The sequence below is a fragment of the Acidovorax sp. NCPPB 3576 genome (genome assembly GCF_028473605.1).
GTDB lineage: Bacteria > Pseudomonadota > Gammaproteobacteria > Burkholderiales > Burkholderiaceae_C > Paracidovorax.
In genome coordinates, this window is sequence record NZ_CP097267.1 from 2210240 (window position 1) to 2226121 (window position 15882).

Annotated in this window: 17 protein-coding genes; 10 read left to right on the top strand and 7 right to left on the bottom strand. The window is 68.7% G+C overall.

Going from position 1 to position 15882, the window contains the following annotated elements:
* Position 1: 1 nt before the first annotated feature.
* The 7 genes from M5C98_RS10165 to M5C98_RS10195 form a co-directional block, all read right to left on the bottom strand.
* On the bottom strand, positions 2-1381 hold the full coding sequence (locus M5C98_RS10165) for a sulfate adenylyltransferase subunit 1 (RefSeq protein WP_272552544.1): 1380 nt from the start codon (positions 1379-1381) through the stop codon (positions 2-4).
* The gene (gene cysD / locus M5C98_RS10170; protein WP_272553239.1) at positions 1381-2313 is read right to left on the bottom strand and encodes a sulfate adenylyltransferase subunit CysD; all 933 of its coding nucleotides are present in this window, start codon (positions 2311-2313) and stop codon (positions 1381-1383) included. Before cysD ends, M5C98_RS10165 begins: the two co-directional genes overlap by 1 nt.
* Positions 2314-2384: 71 nt before the next feature.
* Positions 2385-2765: a DUF934 domain-containing protein gene (locus M5C98_RS10175; protein ID WP_272552545.1), complete on the bottom strand. Its 381-nt coding sequence runs from the start codon at positions 2763-2765 to the stop codon at positions 2385-2387.
* Positions 2766-2799: 34 nt separating this feature from the next.
* Positions 2800-4638: a nitrite/sulfite reductase gene (locus tag M5C98_RS10180; RefSeq protein ID WP_272552546.1), complete on the bottom strand. Its 1839-nt coding sequence runs from the start codon at positions 4636-4638 to the stop codon at positions 2800-2802.
* Positions 4639-4648: 10 nt separating this feature from the next.
* A complete protein-coding gene (locus M5C98_RS10185) occupies positions 4649-5452 on the bottom strand; it encodes a sulfite exporter TauE/SafE family protein (protein WP_272552547.1) in 804 nt (267 codons plus the stop codon).
* Between the two features lie 159 nt (positions 5453-5611).
* Positions 5612-7612 carry a tRNA (5-methylaminomethyl-2-thiouridine)(34)-methyltransferase MnmD gene (gene mnmD, locus M5C98_RS10190; RefSeq protein ID WP_272552548.1) on the bottom strand — a complete coding sequence of 667 codons (2001 nt, stop codon included), beginning with the start codon at positions 7610-7612 and terminating at the stop codon, positions 5612-5614.
* A 14-nt stretch (positions 7613-7626) separates the two neighbouring features.
* Positions 7627-7899, bottom strand: a complete 273-nt coding sequence (locus tag M5C98_RS10195) for an oxidative damage protection protein (protein WP_092743728.1) — start codon at positions 7897-7899, stop codon at positions 7627-7629.
* Positions 7900-8042: 143 nt separating this feature from the next.
* Between M5C98_RS10195 and M5C98_RS10200 the strand changes: the two genes are divergently transcribed.
* The 10 genes from M5C98_RS10200 (at position 8043) to M5C98_RS10245 (ending at position 15687) form a co-directional block, all read left to right on the top strand.
* The gene (locus M5C98_RS10200; protein WP_272552550.1) at positions 8043-9065 is read left to right on the top strand and encodes a sulfate ABC transporter substrate-binding protein; all 1023 of its coding nucleotides are present in this window, start codon (positions 8043-8045) and stop codon (positions 9063-9065) included.
* A 45-nt stretch (positions 9066-9110) separates the two neighbouring features.
* Positions 9111-9701, top strand: a complete 591-nt coding sequence (ssuE, locus tag M5C98_RS10205) for an NADPH-dependent FMN reductase (protein WP_272552552.1) — start codon at positions 9111-9113, stop codon at positions 9699-9701.
* Between the two features lie 146 nt (positions 9702-9847).
* The gene (locus M5C98_RS10210; protein WP_272552553.1) at positions 9848-10810 is read left to right on the top strand and encodes a sulfonate ABC transporter substrate-binding protein; all 963 of its coding nucleotides are present in this window, start codon (positions 9848-9850) and stop codon (positions 10808-10810) included.
* Positions 10811-10822: 12 nt separating this feature from the next.
* Positions 10823-11008 (top strand): hypothetical protein, encoded by a 186-nt coding sequence (locus M5C98_RS10215; RefSeq protein ID WP_272552554.1) that lies wholly within the window; start codon positions 10823-10825, stop codon positions 11006-11008.
* A gap of 19 nt (positions 11009-11027) precedes the next feature.
* Positions 11028-12191 (top strand): FMNH2-dependent alkanesulfonate monooxygenase, encoded by a 1164-nt coding sequence (gene ssuD, locus M5C98_RS10220; RefSeq protein ID WP_272552556.1) that lies wholly within the window; start codon positions 11028-11030, stop codon positions 12189-12191.
* Positions 12192-12207: 16 nt separating this feature from the next.
* Positions 12208-12582 (top strand): VOC family protein, encoded by a 375-nt coding sequence (locus tag M5C98_RS10225; RefSeq protein ID WP_272552557.1) that lies wholly within the window; start codon positions 12208-12210, stop codon positions 12580-12582.
* The gene (gene ssuC, locus M5C98_RS10230; protein WP_272552558.1) at positions 12579-13433 is read left to right on the top strand and encodes an aliphatic sulfonate ABC transporter permease SsuC; all 855 of its coding nucleotides are present in this window, start codon (positions 12579-12581) and stop codon (positions 13431-13433) included. Before M5C98_RS10225 ends, ssuC begins: the two co-directional genes overlap by 4 nt.
* Positions 13434-13592: 159 nt before the next feature.
* Positions 13593-14549 (top strand): aliphatic sulfonate ABC transporter substrate-binding protein, encoded by a 957-nt coding sequence (locus M5C98_RS10235; protein WP_272552559.1) that lies wholly within the window; start codon positions 13593-13595, stop codon positions 14547-14549.
* Between the two features lie 4 nt (positions 14550-14553).
* Positions 14554-15393: an ATP-binding cassette domain-containing protein gene (locus tag M5C98_RS10240; protein WP_272552560.1), complete on the top strand. Its 840-nt coding sequence runs from the start codon at positions 14554-14556 to the stop codon at positions 15391-15393.
* A gap of 78 nt (positions 15394-15471) precedes the next feature.
* Positions 15472-15687, top strand: a complete 216-nt coding sequence (locus M5C98_RS10245; RefSeq protein WP_092743710.1) for a TOBE domain-containing protein — start codon at positions 15472-15474, stop codon at positions 15685-15687.
* Positions 15688-15882 lie beyond the last annotated feature (195 nt).

Genomic DNA, 15882 nt, shown 5'->3' on the forward strand with positions numbered 1-15882 from the left:
GTCAGGCCGCCGGGCCGTTCACCAGCACCGCGCCGGCGGTCTTGTGGCTGGCGGTGTCGACCAGGATCAGCGAGCCCAGCACGCGCGCCTGGGTGAACGGCGCAGCGGGCAGGGGCTCCTGCAGCAGCAGGTCCACGTGGCCGATCGCGTTGGGGTCGAGCTGGGCGGCGTCTTCTTCGGCCAGCGTGTGGATGTTGAGCTTGTGCACCACGCGCTGCACCTTGGCCTTGACCCAGCGGTGGCCGTGCAGCGCCCAGTACACGCGGCCGGCGACCAGGGGCTCGTCGTCCATCCAGGCCACGGTGGCGCGCAACTCGCGCCGGCCGGGCCAGGCGGGTGTCGATGCGGGGGTGTCGAAATCGTCGGCAGCTACGGCGGCGGCCTGCGGCGCGGCAATGATCCAGTCGCCGCGCGACACGTCCACCTCGCGGTCCAGCACGATGCCCGCGCTCTGGCCGGCGGGCACGCCCACGGGGCGGCGCGCGTGGTCCAGCACCTGGGCCACGGTGGCCTGCTGGCCGCTGGGGAACACCTGCACGGCCGTGCCAGGCGCCACGCTGCCTGCGGCAACGCGGCCCCAGAACACGCGGCGGCCTTGCGACGTGTCGGCGGAGGACGAGAATTTTTCGACCCACTGCACCGGAAAAGCCAGCGGCAGCGCAAGGTCGGTGGGCGTGTTGGGCAACTGCTTCAGGATCTCCAGCAGGCTGGGGCCTTCGTAGCCGCACCAGCCGGGGTGCCCGTCCACCACGTTCCAGCCCTTGAGGGCGGACACGGGCACCGTCGCCCGCGCGGCGATGCCGGCGGCCTGCGCGAACGCGCCGAGCGCATCGCGGATGTGCCGGAAGGCAAGGGCCGGGTCATCCACCGCGTCGAGCTTGTTCACCGCGAACACCAGCGAATGCACGCGCAGCAGGTGCACCAGCAGCGAGTGGCGGCGCGTCTGCACCAGCAGTTCGAGGCCGGGGTTCTTCCAGTCGAGCTTGGTGGCATCGACCAGCACCACGGCCGCGTCGGCGCTGCTGGCGGCAGTGACCATGTTGCGCGTGTACTGCTCGTGGCCGGGTGCGTCGCCGATGATGAACTTGCGCTCTTCGGTGGCGAAATAGCGGTAGGCCACGTCGATGGTGATGCCCTGCTCGCGCTCGGCCGAGAGGCCGTCGGTCAGCAGGGCCAGGTCGGTCTCCCCCTGGCGCTGCACGCCGGCCAGGTGGTCCTGCAGCACGGCCTTGCTGTCCACCAGGAGGCGGCCGATGAGCGTGCTCTTTCCGTCATCGACCGAGCCGCAGGTGATGAACTTCAGTGCCGACACTGTATCGTTTTGACCCAATGCCGGCGGATTGCTTGCCTGTGCTGCTATCGAATTGGTAGTGGTGGTCATCAGAAGTACCCGTCTTTCTTGCGCTTTTCCATCGAGGCGTCGGAGGTCTTGTCGTCCATGCGCGTGGCGCCGCGCTCGCTCACATCGGCCGCCAGGGTCTCGATCACGATGTCGGCGGCCGTGGCGGCCGGGCTTTCCACCGGGCAGGTACAGGTGATGTCGCCCACGGTGCGAAAGCGCACGTCGCGCGTTTCCACCGTTTCGCCGTCGCGCGGCGGGGTGAGGTCGGTCACCGGCACGAGCAGGCCCTTGCGCTCCACCACCTGGCGCTTGTGGGTGTAGTAGAGCGACGGCAGGGCGATCTGCTCGCGGTCGATGTACTGCCACACGTCCAGCTCGGTCCAGTTGCTGATGGGGAACACGCGAAAGTGCTCGCCCGGCGCCAGGCGCGTGTTGAACAGCGTCCACAGCTCGGGCCGCTGGGCCTTGGGTTGCCATTGGCCGAAGCTGTCGCGGTGGGAGAAGATGCGCTCCTTGGCGCGGGCCTTTTCCTCGTCGCGGCGGGCGCCGCCGATCAGGGCGTCGAAGCGGAATTCCTCGATGGCCTCAAGCAGCGTGACCGACTGGTGCACGTTGCGGCTCTCGCCGGGATGCGCGAGGCGCACGGTGCCACGCGCCATCGAATCCTCCACGCTGCGCACGATCAACTCGGCCCCCAGTTCCTTGGCGCGGAAGTCGCGGAAGTCCGTCACCTCGGGGAAGTTGTGGCCGGTGTCGATCATCAGCAGCGGGTACGGGATGCGCCCCACGCCGAAAGCCTTCTCGGCGCACCGGAGCATCACCAGCGAATCCTTGCCGCCCGAAAACAGCAGGGCGGGGCGCTCGAAGGCGGCGGCCACCTCGCGCAGGATGAAGATGGTTTCTTCTTCCAGCGCGTCCAGGTGGCGGTTGCTGAGGTGGCTCAGCACATGGGATTCGGTGCGGGCATTCATGCGGGGGATCTCGGTGGGGGCGCCGGTGTGCGGCGCGTTCGTCGGCATCGGTGGCGGGGTGGCGTCGTCGGTCAGGCGGCGTCGCGGAAATGCGGCAGCGGGTGCGTCACGTCGCCCTGGTAGAAGGCGTGGAAGCGGTCCAGCTGGCGCTGTGCGTCGGCCCTATCCACGCCCTCGCGCAGCACGGCCACGTCGAAGCCGCAGCGGGCCATCTGCACCAGCTGGTCGATGAGCACGTCGCCCGTGGCGCGAATCTCGCCTGCGAATTTCAGACGCTGGCGCAGCAGGCGGGCCTGGCTGAATGCGCGGCCGTCGGTGAATTTCGGAAAGTGCAGGTCGATGCGCGTGACGCCTGCAAGGTCTTGCGCGAGCGGGTCGGCGTCGTTGGCCAGTTCAAGGACTTTTTGGCCTTCCGCGCTAGTGCTATGTGCGCTGGCAGCTATTATTTTCATAGTAATTCGATGGGGCTTGGGGACGGCGGCGGGTTCAGGCGGACAGGACTTCGGCGGGGTGGCGCGCGGCATTGGCGGCGGCCTTGAACGGCTCGATGCCCACGCGGCGCACGGTGTCGATGAAGTTCTCGTGCCGGGGACCATGGGCGGCATCCGCCACGGGCAGGCGCTCGGTGCGGTAGGTGGCCAGCAGCGCCTCGATCACGCCCGGCACTTCGCTGGCGCTGAACGAGGGGCCGATGATCTTGCCGGGAACGGCCGGGCCCGACAGGTTCGTGCCGTCGGCGCCGCCCAGCGTGATCTGATACCACTCCTTGCCGTCCTTGTCGACGCCCAGGATGCCGATGTGGCCGCTGTGGTGGTGGCCGCAGCTGTTGATGCAGCCGCTGATGTGCAGGTCGATCTCGCCCAGGTCCCACAGTTCGTCAAGGTCCTGGTAGCGCTCGGTGATGGCCTCGGCGATGGGCAGCGAGCGGGCATTGGCCAGCGAGCAGAAGTCGCCGCCGGGGCAGGCGATCATGTCGGTCAGCAGCCCGATGTTGGGCTTGGCCAGGCCCAGCGCCTTGGCGGCCTTGTACAGCTCGGGCAACTGGTCGCGGCGCACCCAGGGCAGCAGCAGGTTCTGTTCGTGCGTCACGCGGGCCTCGCCGCCCGAGAAGCGGTCGGCCAGGTCGGCCGCGGCTTCCATCTGCTCTGCGGTGGCGTCGCCCGGCGCATAGCCCAGGCGCTTGAAGGACAGCACCACGGCGCGCAGTTGGGGGTGGCGGTGCGGCATCACGTTGCGCACCAGCCAGCGGCCGAAGTCCTGGTCGTTCTCGGCGGCGGTGCGCAGCAGGGCCACGGTTTCGGCCTCGGCATCGGCCGGGCGCAGGTCCAGATCGGGCTCGCGGAACGAGGCGGTCACGCGGTCCAGCTCGGCCTGGGTGATGGTGTGCGGGCCGCCTTCGATCTCCACGATCTGCCGGAACTCCTCCTCGACCTGATCGATGTAGGTCTGGCCTTCGGACTTGACGAGGATCTTGATGCGCGCCTTCCAGGCGTTGTCGCGGCGGCCGTAGCGGTTGTACACGCGGATCACGGCCTCCAGGTAGTTCATGAGCTGGTTCCACGGCAGGAACTCGCGCAGCACCGGGCTGATGACCGGCGTGCGGCCCATGCCTCCACCGGCACGCACGCGAAAGCCCAGCTCTCCGGCATCGTTCTTGTGCAGTTGCAGGCCCACGTCGTACCAGCCGAGGGCGGCGCGGTCTTCCAGTGCACCGTTGAGCGAGATCTTGAACTTGCGCGGCAGGAAGGCGAACTCGGGGTGCAGCGTGCTCCACTGGCGCAGGATTTCGCAGAACGGGCGCGGGTCGGCGATCTCGTCGGCGGCGATGCCGGCCAGCGCGTCGCTGGTGATGTTGCGGATGCAGTTGCCGCTGGTCTGGATGCCGTGCAGCTGCACGGAGGCCAGCAGGTCCATCACGTCGGCGCTTTTGTCGAGCGGAATCCAGTTGTACTGCACGTTGGTGCGCGTGGTGAAGTGGCCGTAGCCGTATTTCAGCTGCGTGCCGATGCGCCGGCCGTCGTGCAGGGGAATGTCGCCCAGCTTTTCCTGCGTGGCCTGGGCCTCGGCCAGCAGGGCGGCTTCGGGCTGGTCGTATTCGCGGGCGACCTTTGCCAGCACGCGCAGCTGGGCGCTGGACAACTCGCCGTAGGGCACGGCCACGCGCAGCATGGGCGCGTAGCGCTGCACATACCAGCCGTTTTGCAGGCGCAGGGGCTTGAATTCGTCGCCCGAGAGCTTGCCGGCCTGGAAGCGTTCGAGTTGGTCGCGGTACTGCTCAGCGCGCAGGCGGATGAATTCGCGGTCGAAGTCTGTGTATTGGTACATCGTGGGTCACTCAGATCAAAACCAGTTTGGCGCCCGCCCAGGCGAGCAGCACGGAAAGGGCCGAGCGGATCAACCGCTCCGGCGCGCGGGACACGAGGCGCGAGCCCAGCCAGATGCCGGGCAGCGATCCCGCCAGCAATTGGACCAGAAGCGGCCAGTCCACGGAGCCGAGCGATGCATGCCCCAGGCCCGCCACCAGGGTCAGCGGCACGGCATAGGCGATGTCGGCCGCGATGATGCGCGGCAACGGCAGCAGCGGAAACACCATCAGCAGCACCGTCACGCCGATGGCGCCCGCGCCCACGGAGGTGAAGGTGACCAGCGTGCCGATCACCGCGCCCAGCAGTACCGGCAGGCTCCAGTGGCGCGGGCGGGCGGCATCGTCGCCGGCGTTCGCCCGCGCCACGTTGTCGGCCGCCTGGCGTGCAGGAGAAAAAACGAAAGCCTTGTACAGCATGGCAGCGGCGGTCAGCAGCAGGGCGACGCCGAGCGTGGTCGTCATGATGCGCTGGGCGGCGCTGCTGCCCGGGCCCATCACCTGGAGTGCCCACAGCGACAGCAGCGCGGCCGGCACGCTGCCGGCGCACAGCAGGCCCACCACCTTCCAGGGCACCAGCCGCTGGCGCGCCAGGCTCACGGTGCCCCCCATTTTGGTGAAGGCGGCGAACAGCAGGTCGGTGCCGATGGCCAGGTGCGGCTTCACGCCGAAGAAAAAGATCAGGATGGGCGTCATCAGCGAGCCGCCACCGACCCCGGTGAGGCCGACGATCAAGCCCACCGCGAAGCCCGCGAAAACGAATGCCAAATCATGCATGCGGGCGAATGTAGTGGGAGTCTTTATGGAAACAAACGATTGTTTTGTGCAGCCGTTATGCGGATAAGCATATTCCTCAAGCCTGGTGCGGGTTGCCGCGGGACGGGAGCCGGAAAATGGCGATGAGGGGTTTGGCGCCGTTTTCGCCGGGGCCGCGGGTCAGGCCGGGGTCACAAGCCGCTCCGTGCCCAGCGCCCGGGCCAGGCGGGCGTCCAGCGGCAAGGGTTCGCCATGCAACCGGGCGGCCACCAGTTCGCCGCACAGTGGCGCCAGCGTGATTCCGCGCGCCCCCATCGCCGTGCACACCCACAGCCCGGGCAGGGCGTGCGGATCGACGGGGCCGGCGATGGGCAGGCGGTCCGGCGCGGCGCAGCGCACGCCGGCCCAGGCATGCACGGCGGGCGGGGCATTGCCGGCTGCACTCCCGTTCGGGTCGAAGGGGTCTGCGCTTTGGGCGGTAAGGGCAGCCGATGTCTCGGTGCCTTGGCCGAAGGCGGGTGCCAATTCTTCGGCCACTGCCGGCAGCAGGGTGCGCAGCTTGTCCCAGTTGGCCGCATGGGCCGCGGCCTCTTCCTTGGCGCTCAGCGGGAGCTGCGTTGCATCGCGTTCGAAGGTGGAGCCCGCGTACCAGCGCCGCGCGCCATTCGCGCCATGCGGTCCGGGGATGTGGGGCACCAGGCTGCCGTTGCCGTTGACAGGGAAAGGGGGCCAGTCTTGCGCGCCATGGCCCTCTTCGGCCCACGACACCTGGCCGCGCAGCGGTTGAAGCACCCAGCGGTGGTCCAGCAGCGGCATGCTGCCGGGCCCGGCAGCGACGAAAACGCAAGGGGCTTCGGCCAGCACGTTTCCTTTTGGATCGATCGCTTGCCAGCGGGTAGCGGCTGCTTCGGCTGCTCCGTCTTCCTTTGCCGGCAATGGGCGCAACTGCGCGACGTTCGCGCCGCCGTGCCAGGCGATGGCCGGGTGGTCCAGCAGCGCCTGCACCAGCCGTGCCGGCCGCACCCATCCGGCCTGCGCGTGCCAGCAGGCGACGGCCTGTGCCGGCAAGCCGGCCTGGTGAAGCCTTTGGGCGTCGGCAGGGCGGCTCCAGTCACTGCCGCTGCCGCCCGCCCAGGTCGGTGGCACACCGGGGCTGCCGTCCACGCGGTGTTCCAGCACGCCGCAGGGGCTCCAGGCCTCGCCCACCGGCAAGGACGACAGCGCTTGCAGCGTGACGCGCACGCCGCTTCGCGACAGGCGCGACAGCACGCTGTCGTCGGGCGACACATGGGGCGCGAACAGGCCGGCAGGCAGTCCGGAGGCGCCGCGGGCCGGTGCATCGGCGCGGTCCAGCACCTGCACCTTCCACCCGCGCCGCGCCAGGCTCGCGGCCACCGAGGCGCCGGCCAGGCCCGCGCCGATCACCAGGCATTCGGACGCGGCCGCCACTTCCAGCGGCGGCGGAGCATTGCGCGCCGCCCGGGGCTCCCAGGCGGGATCGAACGTGGCCTGCAGGTTGTCGCGCTTCGGGGGAACGCCCGGCACCTTGGCCACGGTGAAGCCGCATTGCGCGAGCGTGTCGCGCACCGCCCGCGCGATGGTCCAGGTCGCCAGCCGCGTGCCCCGCCGGCAGCAGCGCGCCACGGCCTTCAAGGTGTGTTCGTTCCAAAGGTCGGGGTTGCGCTGCGGACTGAAGCCGTCCAGGTACACCGAATCGGCCGTCGGCATCTGCTGGCGCAGCATGGCCTGGGCATCGCCCACATAGAGCGTGAGCAGCACGCGGCCCTGCTCGAACGACAGGCGGTGCACGCCCGGCAGCAGGCCCCAGAACTGGTCGTGCAGCTGCATCGACAAGGGCACAAGGTCGGGATGGGCGAGACCGGCGCGCAGCAGATCGGCCGCCGCCACCGGGTGGGCCTCGCACGAGGCGAAATGGAGCAGCGCGGGGCGCTCGGGGTCGCTGCGCCAGGCTGCCCAGGTCACGAGGAAGTTCAGGCCCAGGCCGAAGCCCGTCTCCAGAATGCGCCAGCGCGGCTGGCCGGCCCAGGCCTGGGGCAGGCCGCAGCCGTGCAGGAACACGCGGCGCGCCTGGTCCAGGCCGCCGTTTTCACTGTGGTAGCGGTCGCCGAACCGCGGGCTGTAGGGGGTGCCGTCCGCCAGCCAGTCGATGGGCTCGGGCATGAACCGCGGGTGGCTCAGGCGCTCGGGGGCACGTAGCCCTGGGCGGCGTCGGCGCCTTCGCCGAAGAAGTGCTGCTCCATCTGGCGGGCGAGGTATTGGCGGGCGCGGGCGTCGGCCAGGTTCAGGCGGTTTTCGTTCACCAGCATCGTCTGGTGCTTGAGCCAGGCGGCCCAGGCTTCCTTGCTGACGCTTTCCCAGATGCGCTTGCCCAGGTCACCGGGATAAGGAGGAAAGTCGAGGCCTTCGGCTTCTTTGCCGAGTTTGATGCATTGAACGGTACGTGCCATGGGGAAGGGTCCTGGAAAGGTTGTTTAGATGTTTTGGGTATTTAAAACTGAAATTTCAGTAGTTCCAGTTTTGAAGAGGGACTTTCAGAATGCGTTGCATCGGTGATTCGCACCGGACCGCATTCCACAAAAGAAAGCCTCTCATGAACGTTCGCCGCGACTTTATCAAGTTTCCTCTCGCCGCCGCCCTGCTGGCCGGCATGGCCCTGACGGCTTTGCCGGCGCTGGCCCAGCCGGTGCAGTTCCTGAACGTGTCCTACGACCCCACCCGGGAGCTGTACGTCGAATACAACCAGGCGTTCGCCAAGCACTGGAAGGCCAAGAGCGGGCAGGACCTGTCGATCAAGCAATCGCACGGCGGCTCCGGCAAGCAGGCGCGCTCGATCATCGACGGCATCGATGCCGACGTGGCCACGCTGGCGCTGGGCGGCGACATCGATGCGCTCGTCACGCACGGCGGCCTTGTCAAGGCCGACTGGCAAAAACGCCTGCCGCACAACTCGGCTCCCTACACCTCGACCATCGTGTTCCTGGTGAAGAAGGGCAACCCCAAGGGCCTGAAGGACTGGGACGACCTCACGAAGCCCGGCGTGCAGGTGATCACCCCCAACCCCAAGACCTCCGGCGGCGCCCGCTGGAACTATCTGGCCGCCTGGGAATTCGCCAAGCGCAAGTACGGCGGCGACGCACAGGCCAAGGACTTCGTCGCCAAGCTGTACAACAACGTGCCCGTGCTGGACACCGGCGCGCGCGGCTCCACCATCACCTTCGTGCAGCGCGGCGTGGGCGACGTGCTGCTGGCCTGGGAGAACGAAGCCTTCCTGGCGCTCAAGGAGTTCGGCCCCGAGAAGTTCGAGATCGTCGCGCCATCGCTCTCCATCCTGGCCGAGCCCAGCGTGGCCGTGGTGGACAAGAACGTGGACAAGAAGGGCACCCGTGCCGTCGCCGAGGAATACCTCAAGTACCTGTATTCCGAGGAAGGCCAGGACATCGCCGGCAAGAACTTCTACCGCCCCACGGGCGACAAGGCCAAGGCCAAGTACGACAAGCAGTTTTCCAAGCTGACGCTGGTGACCATCGACCAGGCCTTCGGCGGCTGGGCGAAGGCCGACAAGGCGCACTTCGCCGATGGCGGCAGCTTCGACCAGATCTACACCAAGAAGTGAAGACGACGGCCTTGCCGATCCGCCAGCGCTAGAAAGCCTTATTCCATGTCCGTCCTCCTGATCGCCGGTAGCCCCTCGGAGCGTTCCCGCTCCGCCGCTCTGCTGGATACCGTGTCGCAGCGCCTGTCGGTGCGCGGTGCGCTGGTGCAGCGCCTGCACATCCGCGACCTGTCGCCCCAGGCGCTGCTGCTGGCGGACACGGGCCACCGCTCCATCGCCCATGCGGTGGACAGCGTGGCCGAGGCCAGCGTGCTGGTGGTGGCGACGCCCGTCTATAAGGCGGCCTACAGCGGTGTGCTCAAGGTCTTTCTCGACTTGCTGCCGCAGACGGCGCTCAAGGGCAAGACCGTGCTGCCGCTGGCCACCGGCGGCAGCGCTCACCACATGCTGGCGCTGGACTACGCGCTGCGGCCGGTGCTGCAGTCGCTGGGTGCCAAGCACATCCTGCCGGGCATCTACGCCACCGATGCCCAGGTCACGCTCACGCCCGAAGGCGCCTACGAGGTGGGTCGCGACGTGTCCGACCGGCTGGACGACGCCGTGAACGTGCTCATCACCGAAACCCTGCAGCCCGCGCCGGCCCAGGCCACGCGGTTCGCGCCGGTGCACTTCTCCCAGGTGCGATGTAGCGTCTGACGCACCCGGACGGCGCCGGCCTTGGCCGTTCTCCGCCGTCCTCTCCTCCCCCCAGCCTTCCCCCCATTTTCGAGAACCCGCCAGCTGCGGGCAGGCCGCTGCATCGCCGCCCGCACCCGCTGGCCCTCGCCAGAAAGACCGATCGCATGACTTCGAATTTCTCTTCCCTGCGCCGCAAGCTGGTGGCCTCCGGCTTCGGTGCCGCGCTGGCCACCGGCCTGCCGAGTGCCTTTGCCCAGAAACCGGAACGCACGCTGCGCATCGGCCATCAAAAGGGCTGGCTGTCGCTGCTCAAGGCCCGCGGCACGCTGGAAAAACGCCTGGCGCCGCTGGGCGTGAAGGTGACCTGGACCGAGTTCAATGCCGGCCCGGTGCAGCTGGAGGCGCTGAATGTCGGCTCGATCGACTTCGGCGACGTGGGCGAGGCGCCCCCCATCTTCGCCCAGGCCGCCGGCGCGCCGCTGGTGTACGTGGGTGCCACGGTGCCGCGCCCGCAGCTGGAAGCGGTCGTCGTGCCCAAGGGCTCGGCGATCCAGAGCGTGGCCGAACTGAAGGGCCTGCGCGTCGCGCTCAACAAGGGCTCGAACGTGCACTACCTGCTGGTCAAGGTGCTGGAAAAGCATGGCCTGCACTACCGCGACGTGCAGCCGGTCTTCCTCGCGCCGCCCGATGCGCGAGCCGCGTTCGAAAAAGGTGCCGTGGACGCCTGGGTGATCTGGGACCCTTTCCTCGCCTCCGCGCAAAAGACGCTGCAGGCCCGCGTGCTGGCCGATGCCACGGGCGTGGCGAACAACCGCGCCTACTACTTTTCGTCGCGCGAATATTCCGCCAGGAACGCCGACGTGCTGCGCGTCGCCATCCAGGAGGTGGACAGCATCGACAAGTGGATTTCTGCGCACAAGGCCGAGGCCGCGGCGGAGCTGTCCACCGTGCTGGGGCTGGACCGCTCCGTCACCGAGCTGTTCGTGGGCCGCGCGGGCTACGGCACCTCGCTGGTGTCGCGCGACATCCTGGCCGAGCAGCAGGTGATCGCCGACACCTTCTTCGACCTGAAGCTCATCCCCCGCAAGCTCAACCTGCAGGACGCCGCTCCGGTGGACCTGCTCTGAAAGGGCGCACCCATGTCCGCACCTTTCCCAACCCCTTTGCAGGTGCGCGTGCGCCGGGTGCTGGGCGTGACCGCCCAGGCCTGGGGCCTGGCGGCACCGCGCGAAAGCGCCCGCGTGCTGGCGCTCGCTCCCGCACCCCGGGCTGCGCGCCGGCGCCGGCCGGTGGCCCGGGCGCCATTTTTCGCCATCTCCTACTGAACGACGACGAGGTCATCGCATGCAAGTGTTCTGGTTCATTCCCACCCATGGCGACAGCCGCTACCTGGGCACCACCGAAGGCGCGCGCCAGCTCAGCCACGACTACGTGAAGCAGGTGGCCGTCGCGGCCGACAGCCTGGGCTACGAAGGCGTGCTCATTCCCACCGGACGCTCGTGCGAAGACCCGTGGGTGGTGGCCTCCAGCCTGGTGGCGGTGACGCGCCGCCTCAAGTTCCTGGTGGCGGTGCGGCCGGGGTTGCACCAGCCCAGCCTGGCCGCGCGCATGGCGGCCACGTTCGACCGGCTCTCCGGCGGGCGGCTGCTGATCAACCTGGTGACGGGCGGCGACCAGGTCGAGCTGGAAGGCGACGGGGTGTTCCTCGACCATGCGGCGCGCTACGAGCAATCGGCCGAGTTCATCCGTATCTGGCGCGAGATCCTCACGCGCAGCCACGATGGCGGCACCTTCGACTACGAAGGCAAGCACCTCTCGGTCAAGGGCGCCAAGCTGCTGTTTCCGCCGCTGCAAAAGCCGTATCCGCCGGTGTATTTCGGCGGCTCCTCGGCTGCGGCGCACGATCTGGCGGCAGAACAGGTCGAGGCCTACCTGACCTGGGGCGAGCCCCCCGCCGAAGTGGCCAAGAAAGTGGCCGACGTGCGCGAGAAGGCCGCGCGGCTGGGCCGCACGGTGAAGTTCGGCATCCGCCTGCACGTGATCGTGCGCGAGACCGATGCCGAGGCGTGGGCCGCGGCCGAGAGCCTCATCAGCCGCGTGAAGGACGAAACCGTGGTGCAGGCCCAGGCCGTGTTCGCGCGCATGGACTCCGAGGGCCAGCGCCGCATGGCCGCGCTGCATGCCGGCGGGGCCAAGCGCTCCCGTGCCGACCTGGAGATCAGCCCCAACCTGTGGGCCGGCGTGGGCCTGGTGCGCGGCGGCGCGGGCACGGCCCTGGTGGGCGATCCGCAGACCGTGGCCGACCGCATCAAGGAGTACGCCGCCTTAGGGATCGACACCTTCGTGATGTCGGGCTACCCGCACCTCGAGGAGGCATACCGCTTTGCCGAGCTGGTGTTCCCGCTGCTGCCGCTGGCGGTGCAGGAAAAGCTCGCGGGCGGCTCGCCCGGCGGGCCGTTCGGCGAGGTGGTGGGCAATCAGTACGCGCCGCGCGCGGCGCAAAGCTGAGCGGCGGGGGCACACCATGGCGATCCATTCCATCAACCATGTGCAACTGGCCTTTCCGGCGGGTGCCGAGGGCCAGATCCGCAACTTCTACAGCACGCTGCTGGGGCTGCCGGAGTTGATCCACCCCGTGGGCAACACCCTGCGCTTTGCCGCAGGGGCGCAGCGCATCGAGCTGGTGCCCACCGAACGCTGGCAGCCGGCGCCTGCCGTGTCCCACCTGGCGTTCGAGGTGGAGAACCTGCCCGAGCTGCGCGGGCGGCTGCTGCAGGCCGAGCTGCCGCTGGTGGAGAACCGGGCGCTGCCCGGCTACCTGCGCTTTTACGTGAAGGACCCGGCGGGCAACCAGCTGGAGTTCCTGGAGCCCGACAACGAACCGAGGTACGACGCATGACCGATACGGTACGAGAGCTGCAGGTCTCGCCCCTGCCTGAGTCGCCCGAAGGCCCGGCAGGCGCCTTGCCCGCGCCGCTGGTGCAGTTGGCGGCCGCCGTGTGGCGCCGCCTGCTGCCCTGGCTGGTGCCGGTCGGACTGATCGCGCTGTGGCAGGTGGCGTCCGCCCTGGGGTGGCTGTCCACCCGCGTGCTGCCGGCGCCGCTGGACGTGGTCAAGGCCGCATGGACGCTCACCGAATCGGGCGAGCTGTGGACCCATGTGAAGGTGAGCGCCAGCCGCGCCCTGGCGGGCCTGGCGATCGGCGGCGGCCTCGGGCTGGTGCTGGGGCTGCTGACCGGCTCGCTGCGGCTGGCCGAAACGCTGCTCGACTCCACCATCCAGATGGTGCGCAACATCCCGGCGCTGGCGCTCATTCCGCTGGTGATCCTGTGGTTCGGCATCGACGAGTCGGCCAAGCTGTTCCTCATCAGCGTGTCGGTGTTCTTTCCGATCTACCTGAACACCTTCCACGGCATCCGCAACGTGGACCCCGGCCTGATCGAGATGGGCCGCACCTACGGTCTGTCGCGCTGGCAGCTGTACCGCGAAATCATCCTGCCCGGCGCGCTGTCGTCCATCCTGGTGGGCCTGCGCTTTTCGCTCGGGCTGATGTGGGTGATCCTGATCGTGGCCGAGACGATTTCGGCCCAGGCCGGCATCGGCTACCTGACCATGAACGCCCGCGAGTTCCTGCAGACCGACATCGTGCTGGTGGGCATCCTGCTGTATGCGCTGCTCGGCAAGCTGGCCGACGTGTTCGCCCGCGGGCTGGAGCACTGGTGGCTGCGCTGGCATCCCGGGTATCAGTGAACAACCCCCTGAGGCGCTGCGCGCCTTCCCCCTTCTCTCGACTCGCGCGGCGAGTCGGGAAGGGGGACGCCGCCGGTGGCCCGGCAAAGCCGGTTCCACGGCGTCTGCTGGCCCTGAGCCGCGCCAGTTTTTGACATCTCTCACCTGTACAGGAACGTCATGAGTTTGCATTTTGATCGCCGTGCCTTGCTGGCCGCGTTGGGGTTGTCCGTAGCGGGGCTGGCTAATGCGCAGCCTGCGGGCGCCACCGTGCGCATCGGCTACCAGAAGTCTTCCACGCTGACCGCGCTGCTGAAAGTGCAGGGCACGCTGGAAAAGCAGCTCGCGCCGCTGGGCGTGCAGCCCGTGTGGCACGAGTTCACGAGCGGCCTGCCGCTGCTGGAGGCGCTCAACCTCGACAACCTGGACTTCAGCGCCGACGTCGCCGACACCGTGCCGGTGTTCGCCCAGGCCGCCGGGGCCCGCGTGACCTTCGTGGCACAGGAGGCGCCGTCGCCCACGGCCCAGGCCATCCTGGTGCGGGCGGACTCGCCGCTCAAGACCGTGGCCGAGCTCAAGGGCAAGAAGGTCGGCTTCGCCAAGGCGGCGGGCGCGCACTACCTGCTGATCGCCGCGCTGGAAAAAGCCGGCCTGTCGTTCAAGGACATCGAGCCCGCCTACCTCACGCCCGCCGACGGCCGGGCCGCCTTCGAGCGCGGCGCCATCGATGCCTGGGTGGTGTGGGACCCGTTTCTTGCGGCCGCACGGCAGCAGTCGGGCGCCCGGGTGCTGGCCGACGGCACGGGCCTGGCGTCGTACCAGCGCTACTACCTGGCCAGCACCCGGTTCGCCCAGGCGCGGCCCGACGTGCTGCGCACCCTGTATGCCGAGCTGGAAAAGGCCGGCCGCTGGACCAAGGCCTACCCCAAGGAGGCCGCCGCGCTGCTGGCGCCCGTGTGGGGCCTGGACGCCGCCGTCATCGAGCAGGCCAACAGCCGCCGCAGCTATTCCGTGCGGCCCGTGGTGCCCGAAGGCCTGGCCGAGCAGCAGCGCATCGCCGATGCCTTCTTTGCCGAAAAGCTGATCCCGCGCCGGGTGGATGCCCTGGCTGTTCCCCTGTTCAAGCCCGGAGCCTGACCCCATGCCTGACGCCCAACCTTCCTCTTTTGCTTCTCCCGCATCCCCTGCATCCCCGGCCGGCGGCGTGCGCCTGCAAGCCCGCGGCCTGTCCAAGCGCTACGGCCAGCGCGAGGTGCTGCGCAGCGCACAACTGGAGATCGAGCCCGGCGAATTCATCGCTATCGTGGGCCGCAGCGGCTGCGGCAAGAGCACCTTGCTGCGGCTGGTGGCTGGCCTGGAGGCCGCCAGCAGCGGCACGCTCACCACCGACGGGCAGGCCGTGGCCGGCCTGCACGACGACACGCGCATCATGTTCCAGGAAGCCCGCCTGCTGCCCTGGCGCCGCGTGCTCGACAACGTGACGATCGGCTTGCCCAAGGCCGCCCAGGCGCGCGGCCGCCAGGTGCTGGCGCAGGTGGGCCTGGCCGACCGCGAGGGCGAATGGCCCGCGCGCCTGTCGGGCGGACAGCGCCAGCGCGTGGCCCTGGCGCGCGCCCTGGTGCACCAGCCCCGCCTGCTGCTGCTCGACGAGCCGCTGGGCGCGCTCGATGCGCTCACCCGCATCGAGATGCATCGCCTCATCGAGGGGCTGTGGCAGCGCCACCGCTTCACGGCGCTGCTCGTCACGCACGACGTGCAGGAGGCCGTGGCCCTGGCCGACCGCGTGGTGCTGATCGAGGATGGCCGCATCGCGCTGGACGAGCGCATCGACCTGGCCCGCCCGCGCTCGCAGGGCGACGCTGCCTTCGCCGCCATCGAAAAACGCATCCTCGACCGCGTGCTGCAAAAGCCCGAGGCCGACCCGCCGGCCGATTCCGCTTGGCCGGGCATTCCCGCGCACGGGTTGCGCTGGGCCGTTTGATCTTCCGTTCGCCGTTTTTCGTTCACCTGCTTTTCACCCGTTCCGTTTTCCGTTCCCGGACTTTTCAAGGAGAAACCCATGTCCATCCAAGCCATCAACGTGCGCAATCAATTCAAGGGCAAAGTGCGCGAGATCGTTCGCGGCGACGTCGTGTCCGAGGTCGATGTCGAAACGCCCTGGGGCATCGTCACCTCCGTCATCACGACGCGCTCGGTCGATGAACTGAGCCTGGTCGTCGGCTCCGACGTCGTGGCGCTGGTGAAGTCCACCGAGGTCTCGATCGCCAAGCTGTGAAGGCGGTGAGCAGCGTTCGAACAAAAAAGGGCTCCAGCGCATGATTATCTAGGGGGTATTGCTATAAAAATAATAGCATCTGGTTTTCTGAAGGCGGCCCTCGGGTCGCCTTTTTGTTGGGGGCGTGCGATCGGATGTGGAGAGTGGGCCATTGGATGGGCCGGCATGTCCGCCTTCGTTCATGCGGGCGCTTTC

Bases quoted from the DNA above. Each gene is read 5' to 3' on its own strand.
- M5C98_RS10215 (WP_272552554.1), top strand. From the start codon at position 10,823: ATGTCCGCACCTTTCCCAACCCCTTTGCAGGTGCGCGTGCGCCGGGTG.
- ssuC (WP_272552558.1), top strand. From the start codon at position 12,579: ATGACCGATACGGTACGAGAGCTGCAGGTCTCGCCCCTGCCTGAGTCG.
- mnmD (WP_272552548.1), bottom strand. From the start codon at position 7,612: ATGCCCGAGCCCATCGACTGGCTGGCGGACGGCACCCCCTACAGCCCG.
- cysD (WP_272553239.1), bottom strand. From the start codon at position 2,313: ATGAATGCCCGCACCGAATCCCATGTGCTGAGCCACCTCAGCAACCGC.
- M5C98_RS10195 (WP_092743728.1), bottom strand. From the start codon at position 7,899: ATGGCACGTACCGTTCAATGCATCAAACTCGGCAAAGAAGCCGAAGGC.
- M5C98_RS10245 (WP_092743710.1), top strand. From the start codon at position 15,472: ATGTCCATCCAAGCCATCAACGTGCGCAATCAATTCAAGGGCAAAGTG.
- M5C98_RS10175 (WP_272552545.1), bottom strand. From the start codon at position 2,765: ATGAAAATAATAGCTGCCAGCGCACATAGCACTAGCGCGGAAGGCCAA.
- M5C98_RS10210 (WP_272552553.1), top strand. From the start codon at position 9,848: ATGACTTCGAATTTCTCTTCCCTGCGCCGCAAGCTGGTGGCCTCCGGC.
- M5C98_RS10185 (WP_272552547.1), bottom strand. From the start codon at position 5,452: ATGCATGATTTGGCATTCGTTTTCGCGGGCTTCGCGGTGGGCTTGATC.
- M5C98_RS10200 (WP_272552550.1), top strand. From the start codon at position 8,043: ATGAACGTTCGCCGCGACTTTATCAAGTTTCCTCTCGCCGCCGCCCTG.
- ssuD (WP_272552556.1), top strand. From the start codon at position 11,028: ATGCAAGTGTTCTGGTTCATTCCCACCCATGGCGACAGCCGCTACCTG.
- M5C98_RS10235 (WP_272552559.1), top strand. From the start codon at position 13,593: ATGAGTTTGCATTTTGATCGCCGTGCCTTGCTGGCCGCGTTGGGGTTG.
- M5C98_RS10225 (WP_272552557.1), top strand. From the start codon at position 12,208: ATGGCGATCCATTCCATCAACCATGTGCAACTGGCCTTTCCGGCGGGT.
- M5C98_RS10180 (WP_272552546.1), bottom strand. From the start codon at position 4,638: ATGTACCAATACACAGACTTCGACCGCGAATTCATCCGCCTGCGCGCT.
- ssuE (WP_272552552.1), top strand. From the start codon at position 9,111: ATGTCCGTCCTCCTGATCGCCGGTAGCCCCTCGGAGCGTTCCCGCTCC.
- M5C98_RS10165 (WP_272552544.1), bottom strand. From the start codon at position 1,381: ATGACCACCACTACCAATTCGATAGCAGCACAGGCAAGCAATCCGCCG.
- M5C98_RS10240 (WP_272552560.1), top strand. From the start codon at position 14,554: ATGCCTGACGCCCAACCTTCCTCTTTTGCTTCTCCCGCATCCCCTGCA.